The sequence below is a fragment of the Bifidobacterium vespertilionis genome, from assembly GCF_008698145.1.
In the GTDB taxonomy this organism is placed as follows: Bacteria; Actinomycetota; Actinomycetes; order Actinomycetales; family Bifidobacteriaceae; genus Bifidobacterium; species Bifidobacterium vespertilionis.
The window spans coordinates 1-18,893 of record NZ_RZNZ01000014.1 but is presented as its reverse complement, the minus strand read 5'-3'; the positions used below and the strand labels follow the sequence as shown (position 1 = coordinate 18,893).

Genomic DNA, 18,893 nt, shown 5'->3' with positions numbered 1-18,893 from the left:
ATGACTGAAATCACTGCACCCAAGTCGCCTGTCACGACTGCCGAGTTCACCGAGGGCATTCGCGAACAGCTCAAGTACGGTCAGGGCGTGACCCCCGAGCAGGCCACCCCCGCCGACGTCTACGTAGCTTCCTCCCTTGTCGTCCGTCACTACCTGCAGGACGCCTGGTTCAAGACCCAGCAGGACATGGTCAACGGCCACACCAAGGCCGTCGGCTACCTGTCCGCCGAGTTCCTGATCGGCAAGCAGCTGCGCAACGCGCTGCTCAACGCCGGCATGCTGGACCAGTTCGACGAGGCCGTCGAGGGCCTGGGCTTCGACCCGCAGGCCGTCGTCGACTCCGAGTACGAGCCGGCCCTGGGCAACGGCGGCCTCGGCCGTCTGGCCGCCTGCTACGTCGACTCCCTCGCCTCCCTGGGCGTTCCGGCGTTCGGCTACGGCATCCAGTACCGCTACGGCATCTTCCGTCAGGAGTTCGACGAGCAGGGCCGTCAGATCGAGAAGCCGGAATACTGGCTGGCCAACGAGGAGCCGTGGGGCCACACCGACTACAACCGCTCCCAGAAGGTCTCCTTCGGCGGCGACGTCGTGGAGAAGGATGGCAAGAAGATCTGGAAGCCGGCCTGGTCCGTGCGCGCCGTCCCGGTGGACTACATGGTCCCCGGCTACGAGTCCGGCCGCGTGAACACCCTGCGCCTGTGGTCCGCCCGCTCCTACGACGAGTTCGACCTGCTCACCTTCAACAAGTCCGAGTACCTTGACGCCGTCAAGCCCAAGGTCGAGGCGGAGAACATCTCCAAGATCCTGTACCCGGAGGACTCCACCCCGCAGGGCAAGCGCCTGCGTCTGGAGCAGCAGTACTTCTTCGTGGCCGCGTCCATCAAGGACGTCATCCGCGTGTTCTACCCCGGCCAGGACAAGCCGGACCTGACCACCCTGCCGGAGAAGATCACCTTCCAGCTCAACGACACCCACCCGGTGATCGGCATCCCGGAGCTCATGCGCGTCCTGATCGACGAGTACGGCTACGACTGGGAGACTGCCTGGGACATCACCACCAAGACCTTCAACTACACCTGCCACACCCTGCTGCCGGAGGCGCTGGAGGTCTGGCCGGCCAACCTGATCGGCGAGCTGCTGCCGCGTCACCTTGAGATCATCAAGGAGATCAACGAGCACTTCCTCAACGAGCTCAAGACCAAGACTCGCGACAAGGAAAAGATCGAGCGCATGCGCATCGTCACCAACGAGGAGAACCCGAAGGTCCGCATGGCCTACCTGGCCACCGCCGGCGGTTCCCACGTCAACGGTGTGGCCGAGCTGCACTCCCAGCTGCTCAAGGACGTCACCCTGCGCGACTTCTCCGATCTGTACCCGGGCAAGTTCTCCAACGTGACCAACGGCGTCACCCCGCGTCGCTTCATCCGTCTCGCCAACCCGCGCCTGTCCAACCTCATCACCGAGGGCCTGGGCACGGACAAGTGGCTGAGCGACCTCGACCTGCTCAAGGGCCTCGAGCCGCTGGCCCAGGACGACGAGTTCGTCAAGAAGTTCGCCGCCGTCAAGCAGGCCAACAAGGAGGACTTCGCCGCCTACGCCAAGCGCGAGTTCGACTTCGATCTGGACCCGAACACCATGTTCAACTCCATGATCAAGCGTCTGCACGAGTACAAGCGCCAGAGCCTGAAGATCCTCGCCCTGATCGCCAAGTACGCGGACATCAAGTCCGGCAAGGTCTCCGTGGACGACGTCCTGCCGCGCACGGTCATCTTCGGCGCCAAGTCCGCCCCGGGTTACTACCTGGCCAAGCTGACCATCCAGCTGATCAACAACGTGGCCCGCGTCGTCAACAACGACCCGGACATCAAGGGCAAGCTGCACGTCTACTTCCCGTGGAACTACAACGTGCGTCTGGCCCAGCACCTCATCCCGGCCACCGAGCTTGACGAGCAGATCTCTCAGGCCGGCAAGGAGGCCTCCGGCACCGGCAACATGAAGTTCGCCCTCAACGGCGCGCTCACCGTCGGTACCCTGGACGGCGCCAACGTCGAGATCCGCGAGCGTGTTGGCGCGGAGAACTTCTTCCTCTTCGGCATGACCGTCGACGAGGTCGAGGCCCTCTACGCGCAGGGCTACCACCCGGCCGTGTACTACGAGCGCGACCCGCGCCTGAAGGCCGCCATCGACCTCGTGGCCGGCGGCACCTTCTCCGAGGGCGATCGCAACACCTACGCGCCGCTGGTCGCCGACTGGCTGACCAAGGACTGGTTCATGACCTTGGCCGACTTCACCGCCTACTGCGACATCCAGGCCGACATCGAGGCTCTGTACCGCCAGCCGCTCGAGTGGAACCGCAAGGCCCTGCTCAACGTGGCCCGCACCGGTTACTTCAGCTCCGATCGTGCCATCCAGGACTACCTGGACAACATCTGGCACACCGGCTCCCTCGGCAAGCTCGCGTGATTACGGAGCGTCGCCTGCGTTGCGGGAGGCTCGACGTACCTTCGTACGCCTTCGCCTCCCGCGCCTTGGCGACGCACACGTAATCTCGCTCGCTCAGTGCGCATGAGTGCGCACGACTGACCGAGTTTGACTGAGTATAAAGCGGAACGTTTGGTCGATTTTCAGCCCGATTTTGGGGCCAAAAATCGACCGAACGTTCCGCTTTGTTGTTGCTTTGTTGCTTTGTTGCTTTGCTGTTCCGCGGCGGCATTTGGTAGCGTGGCAATCATGATGAGCAATGAGGAAGCCATGCGATCGGCCCTTGAACTGGCCGCACGCGCCGCGCAGTCCGGCGATGTGCCGGTGGGGGCGATCGTATTGGATGCGGCCGGCAGGGTGGTCGGCCGTGGCTTCAACACGCGTGAGCAGGACGGCGATCCGCTGGCCCATGCGGAGATCATCGCCATGCGCGAGGCGGCCCGCAGCCTGGGCGATTGGAATCTGGCCGATTGCACGCTCGTGGTCACGTTGGAACCGTGTCCGATGTGCGCCGGCGCCTGCCTGCAGACCCATGCGGGGCGGATCGTCTTCGGCGCGTGGGACGCCAAACTCGGCGCGTGCGGGTCGGTCTGGGACATCCCGCGCGACCCGCACATCGGCCACGCGCCGGAGGTGTACGGCGGTGTGCTGGAGGCCGATTGCGCCCGATTGCTGGCCAACTTCTTCGCCGCGCGCCGGGGCTGAGTGGCAGAGCTGATCGGCGGGGGCTGAGCGGTTGGAGTGACCGCCGGGGCTGAACGGCAGGGTTAAACGCCGGGGCTGATCGACCGGCTGGCGGGGTCTGACGGACTGACCTGCCGCGCGCTTTACGCGCGTGCAATCCGCCCGCCCTACAGTGCTTGCGGCGGCGATGCCGATGGGTTGCGTCGCGGCATAGGACTTCAAGGAGCGGCACAATGACGGCAACGCAATACCACGGCACGGCCCGCAACGGCACGCCGATCACGGCGATCTACCTGGAGCAGCGGACGGCCAACGTGGCCGTCGCGCTTGTTCTCCCCGGCGACGGCATGCCCCGCATCGCGCATTGGGGACGGCCGCTGAACCGTCCCGAAACCGTGCTGGGCCTGTACGATGCGCTCAACCCGCAGCAGGTGGACGGGGCGCTCGACTTCACCCCGTGGCCATCCGTCCTGCCCACGCAGGCCGAGGCGTGGACCGGCGCGAGCCGTTTGGTGGTGCGGCGGAACGACGTCGAACTGTTTTTGAAGCTATCGGTCTTGCCTGGCGTGGGCTCTGGCGTGGGCTCTGGCGTGGGCTTCGGTGCGGGTGGGGATTCCTGTGCCAGCGGGGTTTATGACGAAGGCGGCACCGGTGTGATCGTCGCCACGGATCCCGCGACGGGCGCCGATCGTGTGACCGTGACCGCGGGGGATGCCGAACAGGGCGTGACGATCGTCTGGACCGGCGAGCTTGATCCGTCCGGGCTGTTCCGGCAGAAGGCCGCGATCCGCAACGCCGCGCCCGATAGTCCCGTTGCACCTGATGGCCCAGCTGCTTCAGAGGGCCCGGCTGCTCAGGATGGCCCGGAATCCCCCGCTCCCCTATCGATCGGCAAGATCGAACTGGCCTTCCCCGTGCCCGCCACGGCCAGCGAACTGTTCACTACCACCGGCCATCATCTGCGCGAGCGCTCCCCGCAACGCCAGCCGTTCCAGCAGGGCCGGCTGGAGCGCGTGAGCATGGTCGGCCGTCCTGATTTCGACGCCAGCCTGATCATCGCCGCCGGCACGCCCGGCTTCGGCTTCGAGCGCGGGGACGTATACGCCGTGCACACCGCGTGGAGCGGCAACTCCCTGCTGTCCGCCGAACGCATCGCCTACGCGCAGGGCCTGCTGTCCGGCGCGGAACTCCTGTTCGGCGGCGAAGTGACGCTGCCCGCTGCGTCCGATGTATCCGGTGGACCCGGTATGGCTGACGAGTCTGGCGCGGCTGGCGGACCCGGTGCGGCTGGCGGTTCTGGCACGCTTGGAACGCCCAAATGGTACGAAACCCCATGGGTCGTGGGTTCCTATGGCGACGGCCTCAACGAGGTGGCCCAGCACTTCCACAGCTTCTTGCGCGCCCGCCATGCCCTGTGGCGCAAGGCTCACGGGCTGCCGGCCGAGCCCAAGCCGCGCCCGGTCATCCTCAACACCTGGGAGGCCGTCTATTTCCGGCACGATTACGATACCCTCAAAGCCCTCGCGGACAAGGCGAAATCCGTGGGCGTGGAGCGGTTCGTGGTGGACGACGGCTGGTTCGGCTCCCGCCGTGATTCGCGCTCCGGGCTGGGCGACTGGTGGATTGCGCAGGACGTGTGGCCCGATGGTCCCAAGTCTCTCAAGGCGCTCGCCGACTACGTACATGGGCTGGGCATGGAATTTGGCCTGTGGTTCGAGCCGGAGATGATCAATCCCGATTCGGACACCGCCCGCGCGCATCCCGATTGGATTCTGGCCCCCACGCCGAACCGGCTGCCCGTGCAGGGCCGCAGCCAGCAGGTGCTCGATCTGACCAATCCGGGCGCCTTCGACTACGTACTTGGCGCAATGGATGGTCTGGTGGGTGAGCTGGGCGTGGACTACATCAAGTGGGACCACAACAAGCTGGTCACCGAGGCGGTGTCGCGCCTTTCCGGGCGCCCGGCCGTGCATGGCGAGACGCTGGCCGTCTACCGCATCTTCGACACCCTGCGCGATCGGCATCCGGGGCTGGAGATCGAAAGCTGCGCGTCCGGCGGCGCCCGTGTGGATCTGGGCATTCTCGAACGCGCGAGCCGCATCTGGGCGTCCGATTGCGTCGATCCGGTGGAGCGCGCGGACATCCAGCGGTACACGTCCCTGCTGGTCCCGCCGCAGATGATCGGCGAGCATGTGGGCGTCTCCCCCGCCGAAACCAATAGGCGCACGACCCCACTGTCCATGCGGCTGGCCATGTCGTTCTTCGGGCACATGGGCATCGAATGGGATCTGACGAAGGAGCCGGAGGCCGATCTGCGTGAGCTCGCCCGCTGGGTCGCCGCGTTCAAGGAGCATCGCGATTGGTTCGCCACCGCGACCGCCGTGCACGCCGATTGTGCGGACCCATCCATCCGCGTCGATGGCATGGTGAGCGCCGATCGGTCAAAGGCCGTCTACCGCTTCATCCAGCTCACCACGTCCGCCGATTGGCCCGTGGGGCCGATCCATCTGCCCGGGCTCGATCCGGATGCGGTCTACCATGTGGCGCCCCTGCCGGTCAGCCCCGATCTGCGCGTGTTCGATGCGGGCGCCGGCCGCACCCCGCTCGGCTGGTGGAGCGATGCCGGTCTCGACGTGGATGGGCGGGCTCTGGAGGCGTATGGACTGCGCCCGCCGTCGCTCAATCCCGCGCAGGCCGTGCTGTTCGGCGCGGTTCGGGTGTGAGATCGAGGGCGGTTGTTGATTTTGTTGCCGTGCGCACAAAACGCGCCCGGATCGGACAAGTAATTGGGGTGAATCGTACGATTGGGATCATCGGAACAATCATGATCTGCACAGTGAGCACAATCGACGAAGGAGTCCGTATGGCCAATATCGCAACCCGCTACAACGGTGCCGCGCACGATGACACGCCCGTCACCGCCGTCTATCTTGCCAGCCCGCAGGACGATGCGGCGCTCGGCCTCGCATTCGTGGGCGACGATCTGCCCCGCATCGTCCACTGGGGCCATCCGCTCGCCGCTCCGGAAACATTGGTTGACGCGGTCGACGCTATCCGCCCGCAGCGCGTGTCCGGTGCGCTCGACTTCACCCCGTGGCCGTCCATCCTGCCCACGCAGGCGGAAAGCTGGATCGGCGAGCCGCGCATCGTGCTGCGTCGCGGGCATACCGAGCTGTACCCCAAATTCGCGGTGACCGGCATCGAACTGTCCGGTTCTGAGGAGACGTCCGGTTCCGATGGCTTGTTCTGGGCCGCCGGGACGATCGACCCGACCGTGGACTTTGATCCCGCCGCCGGTCCCGAGGACGTGGCCGATGTGACCGGCCGCACGCGCACCACCGGGCCTTCCTCCGTGCCCGGCGTGATCGTGCACGCCGAGGATGCCACACTGGGCATCGGTCTCGATTGGCATGCGCAGATCGTCCCCGGTGGCCTGGTGCGCCAGCGCGCCGCAGTCCGCAACCTGTTCGGCGCCGATCATGAGCCCCTTGAGGTGGCCAAAATCGAACTCGGTTTCCCCGTGCCCGCCACCGCCACCGAACTCCTCACCACCACCGGTCATCATCTGCGCGAGCGCTCCCCGCAGCGCCAGCCGCTTACCGTCGGCCGATTCGCCAAGCCCCAGCTCGCCGGCCGTCCCGATTTCGATGCCAGCCTCCTCCTCACCGCCGGCGTGCCCGGTTTCGACTTCACGCACGGCGAGGCATATGCGGTCCATGTGGCGTGGAGCGGCAACTCCGTGCTGTCCGCCGAACGGCTGCCCTACACCACCGGCGTGATCGGCGGCGGCGAAGTGCTGTCCGGCGGCGAAATCACGCTGTCCGGCGCATCCGAAACGTCCAAATGGTACGAAACCCCATGGGTGTACGGCTCCTTCGGCGACGGCCTCAACGTCATCGCCCGCCGCTTCCACGAGTACGTGCGCTCCCGCCACCCGCGCCTGTTCTCGCACGGCCGCCCGGTCATCCTCAACACCTGGGAGGCCGTCTACTTCAACCACAACTTCGCCACGCTCAAGGCCCTCGCGGACAAGGCCGCCGCATCCGGCGTGGAGCGGTTCGTGGTGGATGACGGCTGGTTCGGCTCCCGCCGCGACGACACCTCCGGACTGGGCGATTGGCGGATCTCGCAGGACGTGTGGCCCGATGGCCCCGAATCCCTCAAGGCGCTCGCCGATTACGTGCATGGCTTGGGCATGGAGTTCGGCCTGTGGTTCGAGCCGGAGATGATCAATCCCGATTCGGACACCGCCCGCGCGCATCCCGATTGGATCCTTGCGCCCGCGCCCGGCCGTCTGCCCATGCAGGGCCGCAGCCAGCAGGTGCTCGATCTGACCAATCCGAACGCCTTCGCCTACATCTTCGGCTGCATGGACGCTTTGGTGGGCGAGCTGGGCATCGACTACATCAAGTGGGACCACAACAAGCTCGTGACCGAAGCGGTGTCGCCTCTCTCCGGGCGTCCGGCCGTGCACGCGCAGACTCTGGCCGTGTACCGCATCTTCCGCGACCTGATCCGCAACCATCCGGGGTTGGAGATCGAAAGCTGCTCCTCCGGCGGCGGTCGCGTGGATCTGGGCATCCTCGAATACGCCAGCCGCATTTGGGCGTCCGATTGCGTCGACCCTGTGGAGCGCGCCGACATCCAGCGCTACACCTCGCTGCTCGTGCCGCCCGCCATGATCGGCGAGCATGTGGGTGCCTCCCCCGCGCACTCCACCCATCGCGCCACCAGCCAGGAACTGCGCATGGCCATGGCGTTCTTCGGTCACATGGGCATCGAATGGAACCTGCTCAAGGAGCCGTCCGACGCATTGGATGAGCTCGCCGTCTGGGTCGCCGAATTCAAGAAGCACCGCGACTGGTTCGCCATCGACACCGCTGTGCACGGCGATGGCACCGACCCTGCCGTTCGCCTCGACGGCATGGTCATGCCCTCGCGCGACGCCGCCATCTACCGCTTCACGCAACTGACCACCGGCCAGACCTATCCGGCCGCCCCTGTCCGCCTTCCCGGCCTCGATCCGACCCGCGTCTACCGCGTCTCCCCGCTCGACCCGTGCCTCGATCTGCTCGACCCCGCCAACCCCGCCGGCATCGCCAACGGCCAGAGCGCGCTCGGCTGGTGGACTGTCGATGGCGTGCTCATGACCGGCGAGGCGCTTGCGCGGTATGGCTTGCGGCCGCCGTCGCTGCAGCCGGCGCAGGCCGTCCTCTTCAAGGTCGTCGCTGTCGTCGCCGGCTGACGGCGCGTATGCCGCCTTTCTTCGGCGCTCGACGTGCCCCGGCACGCCTTCGGCCTCAGACGGCGGCCTCCGCGCGCGTCAGCCGGCTCCTCCGCCGAGCTTCGCGGGCTGTTGGGCTGACTTTCGCTGAGCTGACTGCTCCGCCGACTTTGTGACGTGGAGGGCTGCAGACTGGGCAGATCTGGTCGCTGATTTCGCAAACTGGGCAGATCGGAACATCTGGAGGCCGATTTAAGGGCCCAGATGACCAGATCTGCCCAGTTCGCGAATGATTCGTCCCGATTTGCCCAGTTTGTTGGCTTCGTGTTCCCAGTTACAGTTCCAAATTGCCCAGTTTGCTCCAGAAACTGGGCAGATCAGGCAGATCAGGACGCTGGTCCAGTCTAGACTGGGCAGATCTGGCTCCTGATTTCGCAAACTGGGCATATCTGGTCTTCTGAAGCCCCAAATCGGCCTCCAGATGGCCGGATCTGCCCAGTTTATGGAACGCGCGTCTTGTTTTGCCCAGTTTGCGGCGCGGAATGGTTGCAAACTGGGCAGATCGGGATTCCGGGGAGCCCGCGCAGAGCCCTCGCAGTCTGCGTGTAGTAGAAACGGATGATTTTGGGCCTATTTCCGTCCGTTTCTACTACACATGTGACGTGGGTTGTGACGCGGGTTGTGCGGCGGGCTTGGACGCGGCCCTACCCCACAAATCGCGCGATGATCTGGGTGGCGGCTCCGGCGGCCCATCGTTCCCAACCGCCGGGCAGCATCGCGAACCGCACATCGGGCGCCTGGCTGGGACGGAATTCGCGCACGCCGCGGCGGATCGACTCCATCTCCACCGCAGCCAGAGGCGCTCCCTCGCCGGCCACCAGCACCTTCACCGGCATGGTCAGGTTCGCGGCCAAGCCGATCAGCACGCCAAGTCGATATGCCTCGCGCATGAGCAGCTGTCGCGCCTGCGGCACGCCGCGGCGGGCGGCCGCAGCATAATCGTCGTAGCTTGATGAAGATCCAATCGCTTTTGAATATTCGTCCGCCAATGAATCATTGATCAGGCACTGTGCGCAGCCGCGATGGTTCAGACCGGCGAAGCATGCCGGCCCATCGGGATCGACCAGCAGATGCCCGGCCAGTCCGTATGTGCGGTCCTGCGCGCCCACAATCCTTCCGTCCTCGGCCAGGCCGTAGCCCACGCCGGCGCCGATCGTCACCATCGCGCAGCGCGGCAGGCCGATTGCCTCGCCGAACCACAGTTCATGCAGCAGCAGCGAATCGATGTCGTTGAACACGCCCGTCGGCACCCCGCAGCGATCGTCCAGCATCGCCGCCAGATCAACCTCCGCGTGCCAGTGCAGGAACGGGGCTTCGACGGGATTGCCGGCTTCCGTCACATATCCGCCGATCGCCACGCCCATAGCCTGGGGATCGGGCAATCCCTGTGCGCGGGCCGACGATCGCAGCGCCTCCACCAAGCCGCCGATCGCCTCCGCCACCGCATCGGCGTGCGAATCGTCGCACGGCACGGTGATCGCGTCGCCAAGCTGACGGCATCGCGCATCCGTGAGTATGCCGGTGGCCATGCGATCATGCAATTTCACGCCTGCGAACACATGCCCGTCCGACACGATCTCCAGCGCGGTCTGGGGTCGTCCGCGCTCCCCCGTGCGCTGCTTCGGCTCGAATCCGTATGGCAGCCTGCCGTCTCCGGCCGTTGCCTCGCCGGTTCCCGTAGCGGCCCCGGTCTCCCGGATCACGCCCCAATGCATGAGATCCGACGTGATGCGCGACACCGTCCCCTGCGACAGTCCGTGCATTTGCGCGATGGCGGTCCGCGCGATCGGTCCGTACTGCATGATGTCCCGTGCCACCGTGTGGGTGAGCGGAGAGCCGGAGAACCAATGGGGCAACGTCTCGTAGGTCATGCCAATCCCCTTCCGCGCCGAATTACTTTCATTATGCATGAAAATTAGGACGACTTACTTGCGGCGGCGCGTGGACTCGCCCGAGGTGGGAATGAAAAAGCGCCGTCCATATGCTGTGAGTCACCACGGTGAGGAAGCTGTGGGACAACGAAAGGAAAGGCACAAAGGGGTACGGATATGAGAATGCGCAACATCATACGCGGTATCGCCGCAGCGGTTGGCGCGATCGCAATGTCGATCACGGCGGCCGGTTGCGGCGCGACGGGGGCGAGCGGCGTCGTGACGCTCGACTTCTTCCAGTACAAGGCCGAAGCCGCCGACGAGTTCAAATCGCTGATCGAGCAGTTCGAAGCGCAAAACCCCAACATCAGGGTGGTCATCAACAACTCCGCCAATGCGCAGACCGACCTGCGCACACGCTTCGTGAAGAACCGCGTGCCGGACGTGATCACCTTCAACGGGGACATCAGCTTCGGCATGTTCGCGGCCTCGGGCGTCTTCCATGACTTCACCGATGATCCGATCGTAAACACCCTCAATCCCGGGCTGGTGGACATCGCCAAGAATCTGGTGCAGACCAGTGACCCGGCGAAAAAGCGGCTGTACGGTCTGCCCTTCGCCGGCAATGCGTCAGGCTACATCTACAACAAGGCTTTGTGGCGTCAGGCCGGCGCCGATCCGGACAATCCGCCCGCCACATGGAGCGAATTCATCGCCATGCTCGCCAAATTCCGCGACGCCGGCATCAATCCCGTGCAGGGAACCGTGGCGGACTCCTGGACCACGCAGGCCCCACTCGCCTCCCTGGCGGGCACGCTGGTTCCCGAATCCAAGTATGCCGATCTCAAGGCCGGAACCACCACCTTCCGTGAAATCTGGGGCGATGTGGCCGCCAAGGAAGCCGAATTGTTCAGCTACTCCACCGCGGACACCGGCGTCACCTACCAGCAGGGCACGCAGAACTTCGCCAACGGCAAGGCCGCGATCATCCCGCTCGGCACTTACGCGATTCCTCAGATCCTGCTGGTAAACCCGAACATCGAACTCGGTTTCGCGCAGATGCCCGCCAGCGATGATGAAAGCGCCCAGATCCTCACCGCGGGCAACGATGTGATGCTCACCATGGGCGCCAACACCAAGCATCCCGTCGAAGCCCGTAAGCTGATTGAATTCCTTATGCAGGAGAAGCAGCTCAACGCCTATGCCGATGCCCAATCCGCGATCACGCCACTTAAGGACGCCCATTTCGGCAATGTGGCGCTTGCCGGCGTGAAGCCGTTCTTCGATTCCAATCGCCTGGCTGACTTCTGCGACCACTACATCCCCGCATCCATCAGCATCGGCGACTATGTGCAGACCATGGTGACCAGCGGCGACACCGACCGGTTCTTCGATCAGGTGCAGTCCGAATGGGACAAGGTCCAAGCCCGGACCATCGAATGATCCGGCCCGCCGAATAACAGCATTCCAAGGAAGGAAAGGTTCCATGTCATCGTCTCAATCCGCATTCTCCAATCGCAAGGTGGATCGCGCCTATTACTGGATGGCCGTCCCCGCGGCGATCCTGTTCGCGGTGTTCCTCTATGTACCGTTCCTGCAGGGCGTAATGTATTCGTTCACCAACTCGCAGGGCTATGGCGATTACAAGTGGGTCGGTTTGCGCAACTACATCGCCCTGTTCGGCGACGATCGCGTCTGGCGCGCCTACGGGTTCACGTTCTTCATCGCGATCATCATCACCGTGCTCATCAACGTGATCGCCATGTTCCTCGCGGTGGCCTTGAACGGCAGGATCGCGTTCAAAAACGGTTTCCGCGCGATCTTCTTCATCCCCTACACCCTGTCCGTGCTGGTGATCGGCTACGTGTTCAAGTACATCTTCATGAACCCGCTGCCGGCGCTTGGCAGGAGGCTTGGCATCGACTGGCTGTCCACGTCCATGATCACCAACGAGAAGCTCGCGTGGATCCCGATCGTCTTCCTGGCAGTGTGGCAGGGCATCGCCTACTCGGTGCTCATCTATCTGGCAGGTTTGCAGACCATCGACAACGAGATCTACGAGGCCGCGGCCATTGACGGCGTGAATGCATGGCAGAAGTTCTGGAAGATCACGTTCCCGCTCATCGGCCCATTCTTCACCATCAACCTCGTGCTGAGCATGAAGAACGCGCTCGGCACCTTCGATCAGGTGGTCGCATTGACCGGCGGTGGCCCGAACTCGGCCACGCAGACCGTCACCTATCTCATCTACAAAGGTGGCCTGACCGGTGGCGAATACGCCTATCAGACGGCCAATTCCGTGGTGTTCTTCATTGTTCTGGCGATCATCGCCTTTATCCAGCTCAAGTTCTTCGGCAGCAAGGAGAAGATCTGACATGTCCACTGCAGCCAACGTTTCCGCAACCACGTCCGCGTCCGGCGCACAGGCCTCATCCGGCCGGCCGGTCCGATTCCGCCGCGACCACGCCATCAACTGGTGGCTTACCGCCGCCGTGGCCGTGCTGAGTCTGACGGTTCTCGTCCCGCTGTATTTCACGATCGTCACCGCGCTCAAAACCCCGGCCGAGGCCGGCACATTCTCACTGCCCACGGCCTGGCAATGGCACAACTTCGCGGACGCCTCCGCCAAGGTGAACTATCCGCTCGCCGCACTCAACTCGGCGCTTATCACCGTGGCGGCCGTGGTGCTCACGCTGCTGACCAACACGTTCGTGGCATACGCGGTGGCCCGCAACATGGACAAACGATTCTTCCGCTTCCTGTATTACTTCTTCATCGCGGCCATGTTCGTCCCGTTCCCGGTGATCATGCTGCCGATTGCCAAGCAGATGGGGTCGTGGCATCTGGACAACCAGATCGGTCTGATCGTGCTGTACATGATCCTTGGTCTGGGCACGAACCTGTTCATTGCGACCGGTTTCATCCGATCGATTCCGGTGGCTCTCGAGGAGGCCGCGCGCATCGACGGCGCCGGCACGTGGCGCATCTTCTGGCAGATCATCTTTCCGCTCATGAGCCCCATCAATGCGACGATTGCCATCCTGACCGCGCTGTGGGCGTGGAACGACTTCCTACTGCCGCTGATTGTGCTCACCGACCAGACGAATCAGACCATTCCTCTTGCCCAGTATGTGTTCAGTTCCCAGTTCGCCGCGAATTACCCGATGGCATTCTCCAGTTATCTGATGGCCATGGCCCCGATTCTGGTGGTCTACGTCTTTGCCCAGAAGTGGGTGATCGGCGGTGTGATGCGGGGAGCGGTCAAGTGACGCGGGCGCAGCACTCCGTTACTTGCTGAAATTGGCGGAATTGGCGGCGGTTCGAGACATGGCGAAGACATGGCGAAGACATGACGAAGACATGACGAACTGCCCCCTGCGTCTCAAACTGCCACCAATTCCGGATTTGGTGGTTATTTCGGACGCAGGAGCGCGGGCCTGCGTCTCAATCCGCATCCGTTCCCGGATTGGGTGGCGGTTTGAGACACGGCGAGATAGTTCTGCGTCTCAATTCGCTACCAATTCCGGATTCGGTGGCGGTTTGAGACACGGGAGGGCCGGTGCGTGTCCGAAGTCGCATCCATTCCCCAAATTGGGTGCGACTTCGGACACGAAAGCGCCCGCCCCGCCCTGCCCCGCCAATATCAAACCGGTTCGATACGATAGTCTCGCATCGCGCCCGTCATCGGATGCACAGTGACCAGACCAAAGGAGTTCACAGCCATGACCACCCCACAGCGCATCGCACTGCCCGGCACCGTCCGAACCAACGGTGCGACCCCCAACCCCTGGTGGGCCAATGCGGTCGTCTACCAGATCTACCCCCGATCCTTCCAGGACACCAACGGCGACGGATTCGGCGACCTGAAGGGCATCACATCCCGACTGGACTATCTTGCGGACCTTGGCGTGGACGTCCTGTGGCTCTCCCCCGTCTACAAGTCCCCGCAGGACGACAACGGCTACGACATCTCCGACTATCAGGACATCGACCCCCTCTTCGGCACCCTTGCGGACATGGACGAGCTCATCGCCCAGGCCCATCGCCGCGGCATCAAAATCGTGATGGATCTGGTGGTCAACCACACGTCCGACGAACATGCGTGGTTCCAGGCCTCACGTGACAAGAACGATCTCCACGCCGACTGGTACTGGTGGCGTCCCGCCCGCCCCGGCCACGAACCCGGCACTCCCGGCGCAGAGCCGAACGATTGGGGCTCCTACTTCGGCGGATCCGCGTGGCAGTACGACGAGACCCGCGGCGAGTACTTCCTCCACCAGTTCTCCAGGAAGCAGCCCGATCTCAACTGGGAGAACCCCGATGTGCGCCGCGCGGTCTACGACATGATGAACTGGTGGCTCGATCGCGGCGTGGACGGCTTCCGCATGGACGTGATCACCCTGATCTCCAAGCAGACCGACGCGAGCGGCCGTCTGCCGGGCGAATCGGGCTCGCAGATCCCCGATCTGCCCGTGGGCGAGGAGGGCTATTCCAGCCCCAACCCGTTCTGTGCCGACGGGCCGCGCCAGGACGAGTTCCTGGCCGAAATGCGCCGCGAGGTGTTCGACGGCCGCAACGGGTTCCTCACCGTGGGCGAGGCGCCCGGCATCAGCCCCGAGCGCAACGAGCACATCACCGACCCGGCCAACGGCGAACTGGACATGCTCTTCCTGTTCGAGCATGTGGATTTCGACTGCGACGGCGTCAAATGGAAGCCGCTGCCGCTTGATCTGCCCGGTCTCAAGCGCATTTTCGCCAGCTACGAGGGGGCCGTGGCCGATCGCGGCTGGACCGCGCTGTTCACCGGCAACCACGATCAGCCGCGCGTCGTCTCGCGCTGGGGCGACGACTCCACCGAGGTCTCCCGCATTGCCTCCGCCAAGGCGTGGGGACTCGCGCTGCACATGCATCGCGGCACCCCGTACATCTATCAGGGCGAGGAGCTGGGTATGACCAACGCGCACTTCACGTCGCTCGGCCAGTATCGCGACTTGGAGTCGCTCAACGCCTACCGCCAGCGCGTCGAGGAGGCCAAGGTGCAGACCCCCGAATCGATGATGGCCGGCATCGCCGCCCGCGGCCGCGACAATGCCCGCACCCCCATGCAATGGGACGATTCGCGCTACGCCGGCTTCACCGCCCCGGACGCGCCGGTTGAGCCGTGGATCGCCGTCAACCCGAACCATGCCACGATCAACGCCGCCGCCGAAGTGGACGATTCCGATTCCGTGTACGCCTTCTACAAGCGGCTGATCGCCCTGCGGCATGAGAATCCCACGGTCGCGGGCGGCGATTGGACGCTGATCGCCCCTGACGATCCGCGGGTCTACGCCTTCACCCGATCGCTGGACGGCCGCAGCACTGGCGGCCATCGCGTTTGGGACGCCGAGCGGCTGCTCACGGTGGTCAACCTGTCCGGGGAGTCCGCCGATCTGCCCGCCGACGCCCTCGCGCTGCTGCCGGCCGACGATGCGATCGCCGATGGCGTCACCGCCGATCGCATCCTCATCGCCACCGGGCCCGACTCCGAAGCCGTCACTGCGATCGTCACCGGCCGTCTGGCCCCTTGGCAGGGATTCGTGATGCGGCTGTAGGGCGATCCCGGGCCATTTCAGGGCCATTCCTTTCGGGCGCCTGCACCGGTGTGGACACGCGGCCATCCTTCGGACAGACGGCCGTTTAGAATGGCCCGCATGGAGCAGAAAGACGTTCTCAAAGCATTGCAGCGCGATCATGCCGCCGAACTGAAGCTCGCGGCGCAACGACTCAAGGGCACGGCCCGCCATACGGCCATCATCCCCTCCCCGGCCCTGTCCGAGATGACCGGCCACGAGATCCTCCTCAAGCCGGAGAACCTGCAGGTCACCGGTTCGTTCAAGATCCGCGGCGCCTACAACAAAATCGCCTCGCTGTCCGATGAGGAGCTGGCCCGCGGCATCGTCACCGCGTCCGCCGGCAACCATGCGCAGGGCGTGGCCTACGCGGCCCGTGAGCGCGGCGCCAAGGCCACCATCTGCATGCCGCAGATCACGCCCCCGCTCAAGGTCGATGCCACCAAGGCATATGGCGCTGACGTGGTGCTGCACGGCGACGTGTTCGACGAGGCCGCCGCGTACGCCCAGAAGCTCAGCGAGGAGGAGGGCATGATCTTCGTGCCCCCGTTCGATGACTACGAGGTCATCTGCGGCCAGGGCACCATTGGCCTGGAGATCCTTGAGGACGTGCCGAACGTCACCGACGTGGTGGTGCCCCTGGGCGGCGGCGGTCTGGGCGCCGGCGTGGCGCTCGCCATCAAGACCTTCAAGCCGGAGGTGCGCGTGATCGGCGCGATTCCGGAGGGCTCCCCCGCATGGAAGAACTCCTTCGCCGCCGGCCGTGTCACCGAGGCCGAGCATGTGTCCACGTCCGCCGAGGGCGTGGCCGTCAAGCACCCCGGCGATCTGCCGTACGCGCTGCTCAACGAGTTCCTGGACGATCTGGTCACTGTCACCGAACGCGACATCAACGAGATGATCCTGCTCATGCTGGAGAAGCACAAGCTCGTCGTGGAGGCCGCCGGCGCGGTGTCTCTGGCCGCTTTGGAGCACCTCAACCTGCGCTCGCGCAAGTTCGCCGCCGCCCCCGGTCCGCACGTGGTCGTGCCGATCATGTCCGGCGGCAACATCGACACCGTGACCATGGGCGCGGTGATCCAGAAGGGCATGATCGCCCGCGGGCGCATCATGAACTTCGAGGTCGAGCTGCCGGACACCCCCGGCCAGCTCGTCAAGGTCGCCACGCTGCTCGCCAAGGAACGCGCCAATGTGATCCAGCTGGACCACGATCAGTTCAAGGCCTCCAGCCACTACACCAACGCGGTCTCCCTGGGCGTCACCGTGGAGACTAACGGCCCCGACCACATCGACCGCATCCTTGCGGCGTTGCGCGAGGCCGGGTTCCAGCCCAAGCGCATCTACTGATGCGCATCCGCTGAGAAGCGCATATATTCAGAGGGCTCACCGTTTCGGAAACGGCGAGCCCTCCGTTCGTATGGGCGCTTTGCATGGTCGCCCTTGTGTCCCGTTCAGCCGGCGATCGTGGCGTCCACCAGCGCCGGCAGCGCCGTGGCGATGTCGTCGTGGATCAGCTTCGTGGCCAGACGATCGTATTGCGTGCGGCCCATGTTCATGATCGTGATCGGCACGCCGTCCTGCGCGGCCACCGGGACCAGGCTCGCCGCGGGGAACACTTCAAGGGTCGATCCGATCACCCAGAACTCGTCCGCCTCGGCGATGCGGGCCATCGACTTCTCCATGGCACCATCCGGCAGCATTTCACCGAAGTAGACCACGTCGGTCTTGATCAGCCCGTTGCAGGGCATGTCTCCCCTGAACTTGAGGCGGCGATGGCAATGCGGATCCGGCTCCTCGTCCAGTCGCGCCATGATGTCTGCGGTGTTGTACTTCGCGTGGCAGCTCATGCAGTGCGAGGTACCGATCGTGCCGTGCAGGTTCACGATCACGTCGCTGCTGTTGCCGGCCTTCTCGTGCAAGGCGTCGAAGTTCTGCGTGGCGAGCAGCGTGAGCATGCCGGCCTTTTCAAGCCGCGCCAACGCCTTGTGGGCCGCGCCGGGTTGGGCGTTCCACACCGGCGATTCCTTCTGCCAGCGCCACGAGTATTCGCGCGCCTCCTTGTCCGTCAGGAAGGCGTCGATGTCGTACACGCTCATCTGGTCAGGATGCTTGGTCCAGACGCCGTCCGGACCGCGGAAGTCGGGGATGCCGGCCGAGGTGGAGATGCCTGCGCCGGTCAGTACTGCGATTTTCTTCGTCATACCTACAAGGTATACGCGATTCATGTGCCGGCGATGCTACGGGACGGCGGATTTTCGATGGTGTCCGCAACCTGTTCCGCGTTTGTTCGTCTGTTCGTCATGTTCGTGCTGGCGGGGTGGCTTGCGGGGTGGGGCTGATGGGGTGTGCTGTGCCGGGGCGACTACCGGGTCGCTGGGTGTCGAGGTGGTCATTTTGGGGCTGGGGAATGTCCGTTCTGGCGCCCGTCGTGTCGTGGCCGGCCGTGGGGCGTGACGTGGCGTGCGGCCGGCCGTGGAGCGTGACGTGGCGGTGGCGGGGTTCCTCCCGGTCGTTCTGGGCGGGTGTCGCGCTTTCCCCCTCCGTCATCCTGAGCGGAGCCCGGAGGGCGGAGTCGAAGGATCCTTAGACCTTGTGCATTGGTGTATCGCGCCGGCTCGTTGCGCCGGTGGTGTTGGGGCCGGTGCCGGGTTGTCTGGTGCCGGATCCGTTTGTTTGGGTGAATTTTGGGTGTCGTGTGTCTGACGGTTGTCCCGGCCGCGGGCGTGGCTGGCTTGGCGTGGTGTAGCGTTGGCGATAGGACGCGGGTGTCGCCCGCGGGCGGCCGGGTTGGCCGGGTCGGGTTCGGCCCGGTTTGGCGGCCGGTTTGTCTGGTGTGCGACACGCCGTGGGATCGTTGTGGTTCCAACGTTTCGCGCCCCGCTTGCGCATGCCGTTTTTGCGTGTTGGGCTTGGGTGGTGTATTGTTTCATCTGTTGCCGCCCGGCGCGGCCGATTCCCCCT

The 18,893-nt window shown here is 64.7% G+C and carries 11 protein-coding genes; 9 read left to right on the top strand and 2 right to left on the bottom strand.

Going from position 1 to position 18,893, the window contains the following annotated elements:
• The 4 genes from EMO90_RS09485 (at position 1) to EMO90_RS09470 (ending at position 8,410) form a co-directional block, all read left to right on the top strand.
• Positions 1-2,463, top strand: a complete 2,463-nt coding sequence (locus EMO90_RS09485) for a glycogen/starch/alpha-glucan phosphorylase (RefSeq protein ID WP_150354181.1) — start codon at positions 1-3, stop codon at positions 2,461-2,463.
• Positions 2,464-2,733: 270 nt separating this feature from the next.
• Positions 2,734-3,186: a tRNA adenosine(34) deaminase TadA gene (gene tadA, locus EMO90_RS09480; protein WP_150354231.1), complete on the top strand. Its 453-nt coding sequence runs from the start codon at positions 2,734-2,736 to the stop codon at positions 3,184-3,186.
• A 212-nt stretch (positions 3,187-3,398) separates the two neighbouring features.
• Complete coding sequence (locus tag EMO90_RS09475; protein ID WP_150354180.1) at positions 3,399-5,888, top strand: alpha-galactosidase; 2,490 nt, start codon at positions 3,399-3,401, stop codon at positions 5,886-5,888.
• 140 nt (positions 5,889-6,028) lie between these two features.
• Positions 6,029-8,410: an alpha-galactosidase gene (locus EMO90_RS09470; RefSeq protein WP_150354179.1), complete on the top strand. Its 2,382-nt coding sequence runs from the start codon at positions 6,029-6,031 to the stop codon at positions 8,408-8,410.
• Between the two features lie 683 nt (positions 8,411-9,093).
• Here EMO90_RS09470 and EMO90_RS09465 read toward each other — a convergent pair.
• Positions 9,094-10,320 (bottom strand): ROK family protein, encoded by a 1,227-nt coding sequence (locus tag EMO90_RS09465; RefSeq protein ID WP_190972019.1) that lies wholly within the window; start codon positions 10,318-10,320, stop codon positions 9,094-9,096.
• Between the two features lie 177 nt (positions 10,321-10,497).
• Here EMO90_RS09465 and EMO90_RS09460 point away from each other — a divergent pair, with 177 nt between their 5' ends.
• From EMO90_RS09460 to ilvA, 5 genes are all read left to right on the top strand, one after another.
• Positions 10,498-11,763 (top strand): ABC transporter substrate-binding protein, encoded by a 1,266-nt coding sequence (locus EMO90_RS09460; protein ID WP_150354177.1) that lies wholly within the window; start codon positions 10,498-10,500, stop codon positions 11,761-11,763.
• Between the two features lie 43 nt (positions 11,764-11,806).
• Positions 11,807-12,694: a carbohydrate ABC transporter permease gene (locus tag EMO90_RS09455; RefSeq protein WP_150354176.1), complete on the top strand. Its 888-nt coding sequence runs from the start codon at positions 11,807-11,809 to the stop codon at positions 12,692-12,694.
• A 1-nt stretch (position 12,695) separates the two neighbouring features.
• Entirely contained in the window at positions 12,696-13,589 is an 894-nt protein-coding gene (locus EMO90_RS09450; RefSeq protein ID WP_150354175.1) for a carbohydrate ABC transporter permease, read from the top strand.
• Between the two features lie 453 nt (positions 13,590-14,042).
• Positions 14,043-15,914 carry an alpha-glucosidase gene (locus tag EMO90_RS09445; RefSeq protein ID WP_150354174.1) on the top strand — a complete coding sequence of 624 codons (1,872 nt, stop codon included), beginning with the start codon at positions 14,043-14,045 and terminating at the stop codon, positions 15,912-15,914.
• Between the two features lie 99 nt (positions 15,915-16,013).
• Entirely contained in the window at positions 16,014-17,279 is a 1,266-nt protein-coding gene (gene ilvA, locus EMO90_RS09440) for a threonine ammonia-lyase (protein ID WP_150354173.1), read from the top strand.
• 104 nt (positions 17,280-17,383) lie between these two features.
• Here ilvA and EMO90_RS09435 read toward each other — a convergent pair whose 3' ends face one another.
• Positions 17,384-18,133 carry an SIR2 family NAD-dependent protein deacylase gene (locus tag EMO90_RS09435; protein ID WP_150354172.1) on the bottom strand — a complete coding sequence of 250 codons (750 nt, stop codon included), beginning with the start codon at positions 18,131-18,133 and terminating at the stop codon, positions 17,384-17,386.
• Positions 18,134-18,893: the final 760 nt, after the last annotated feature.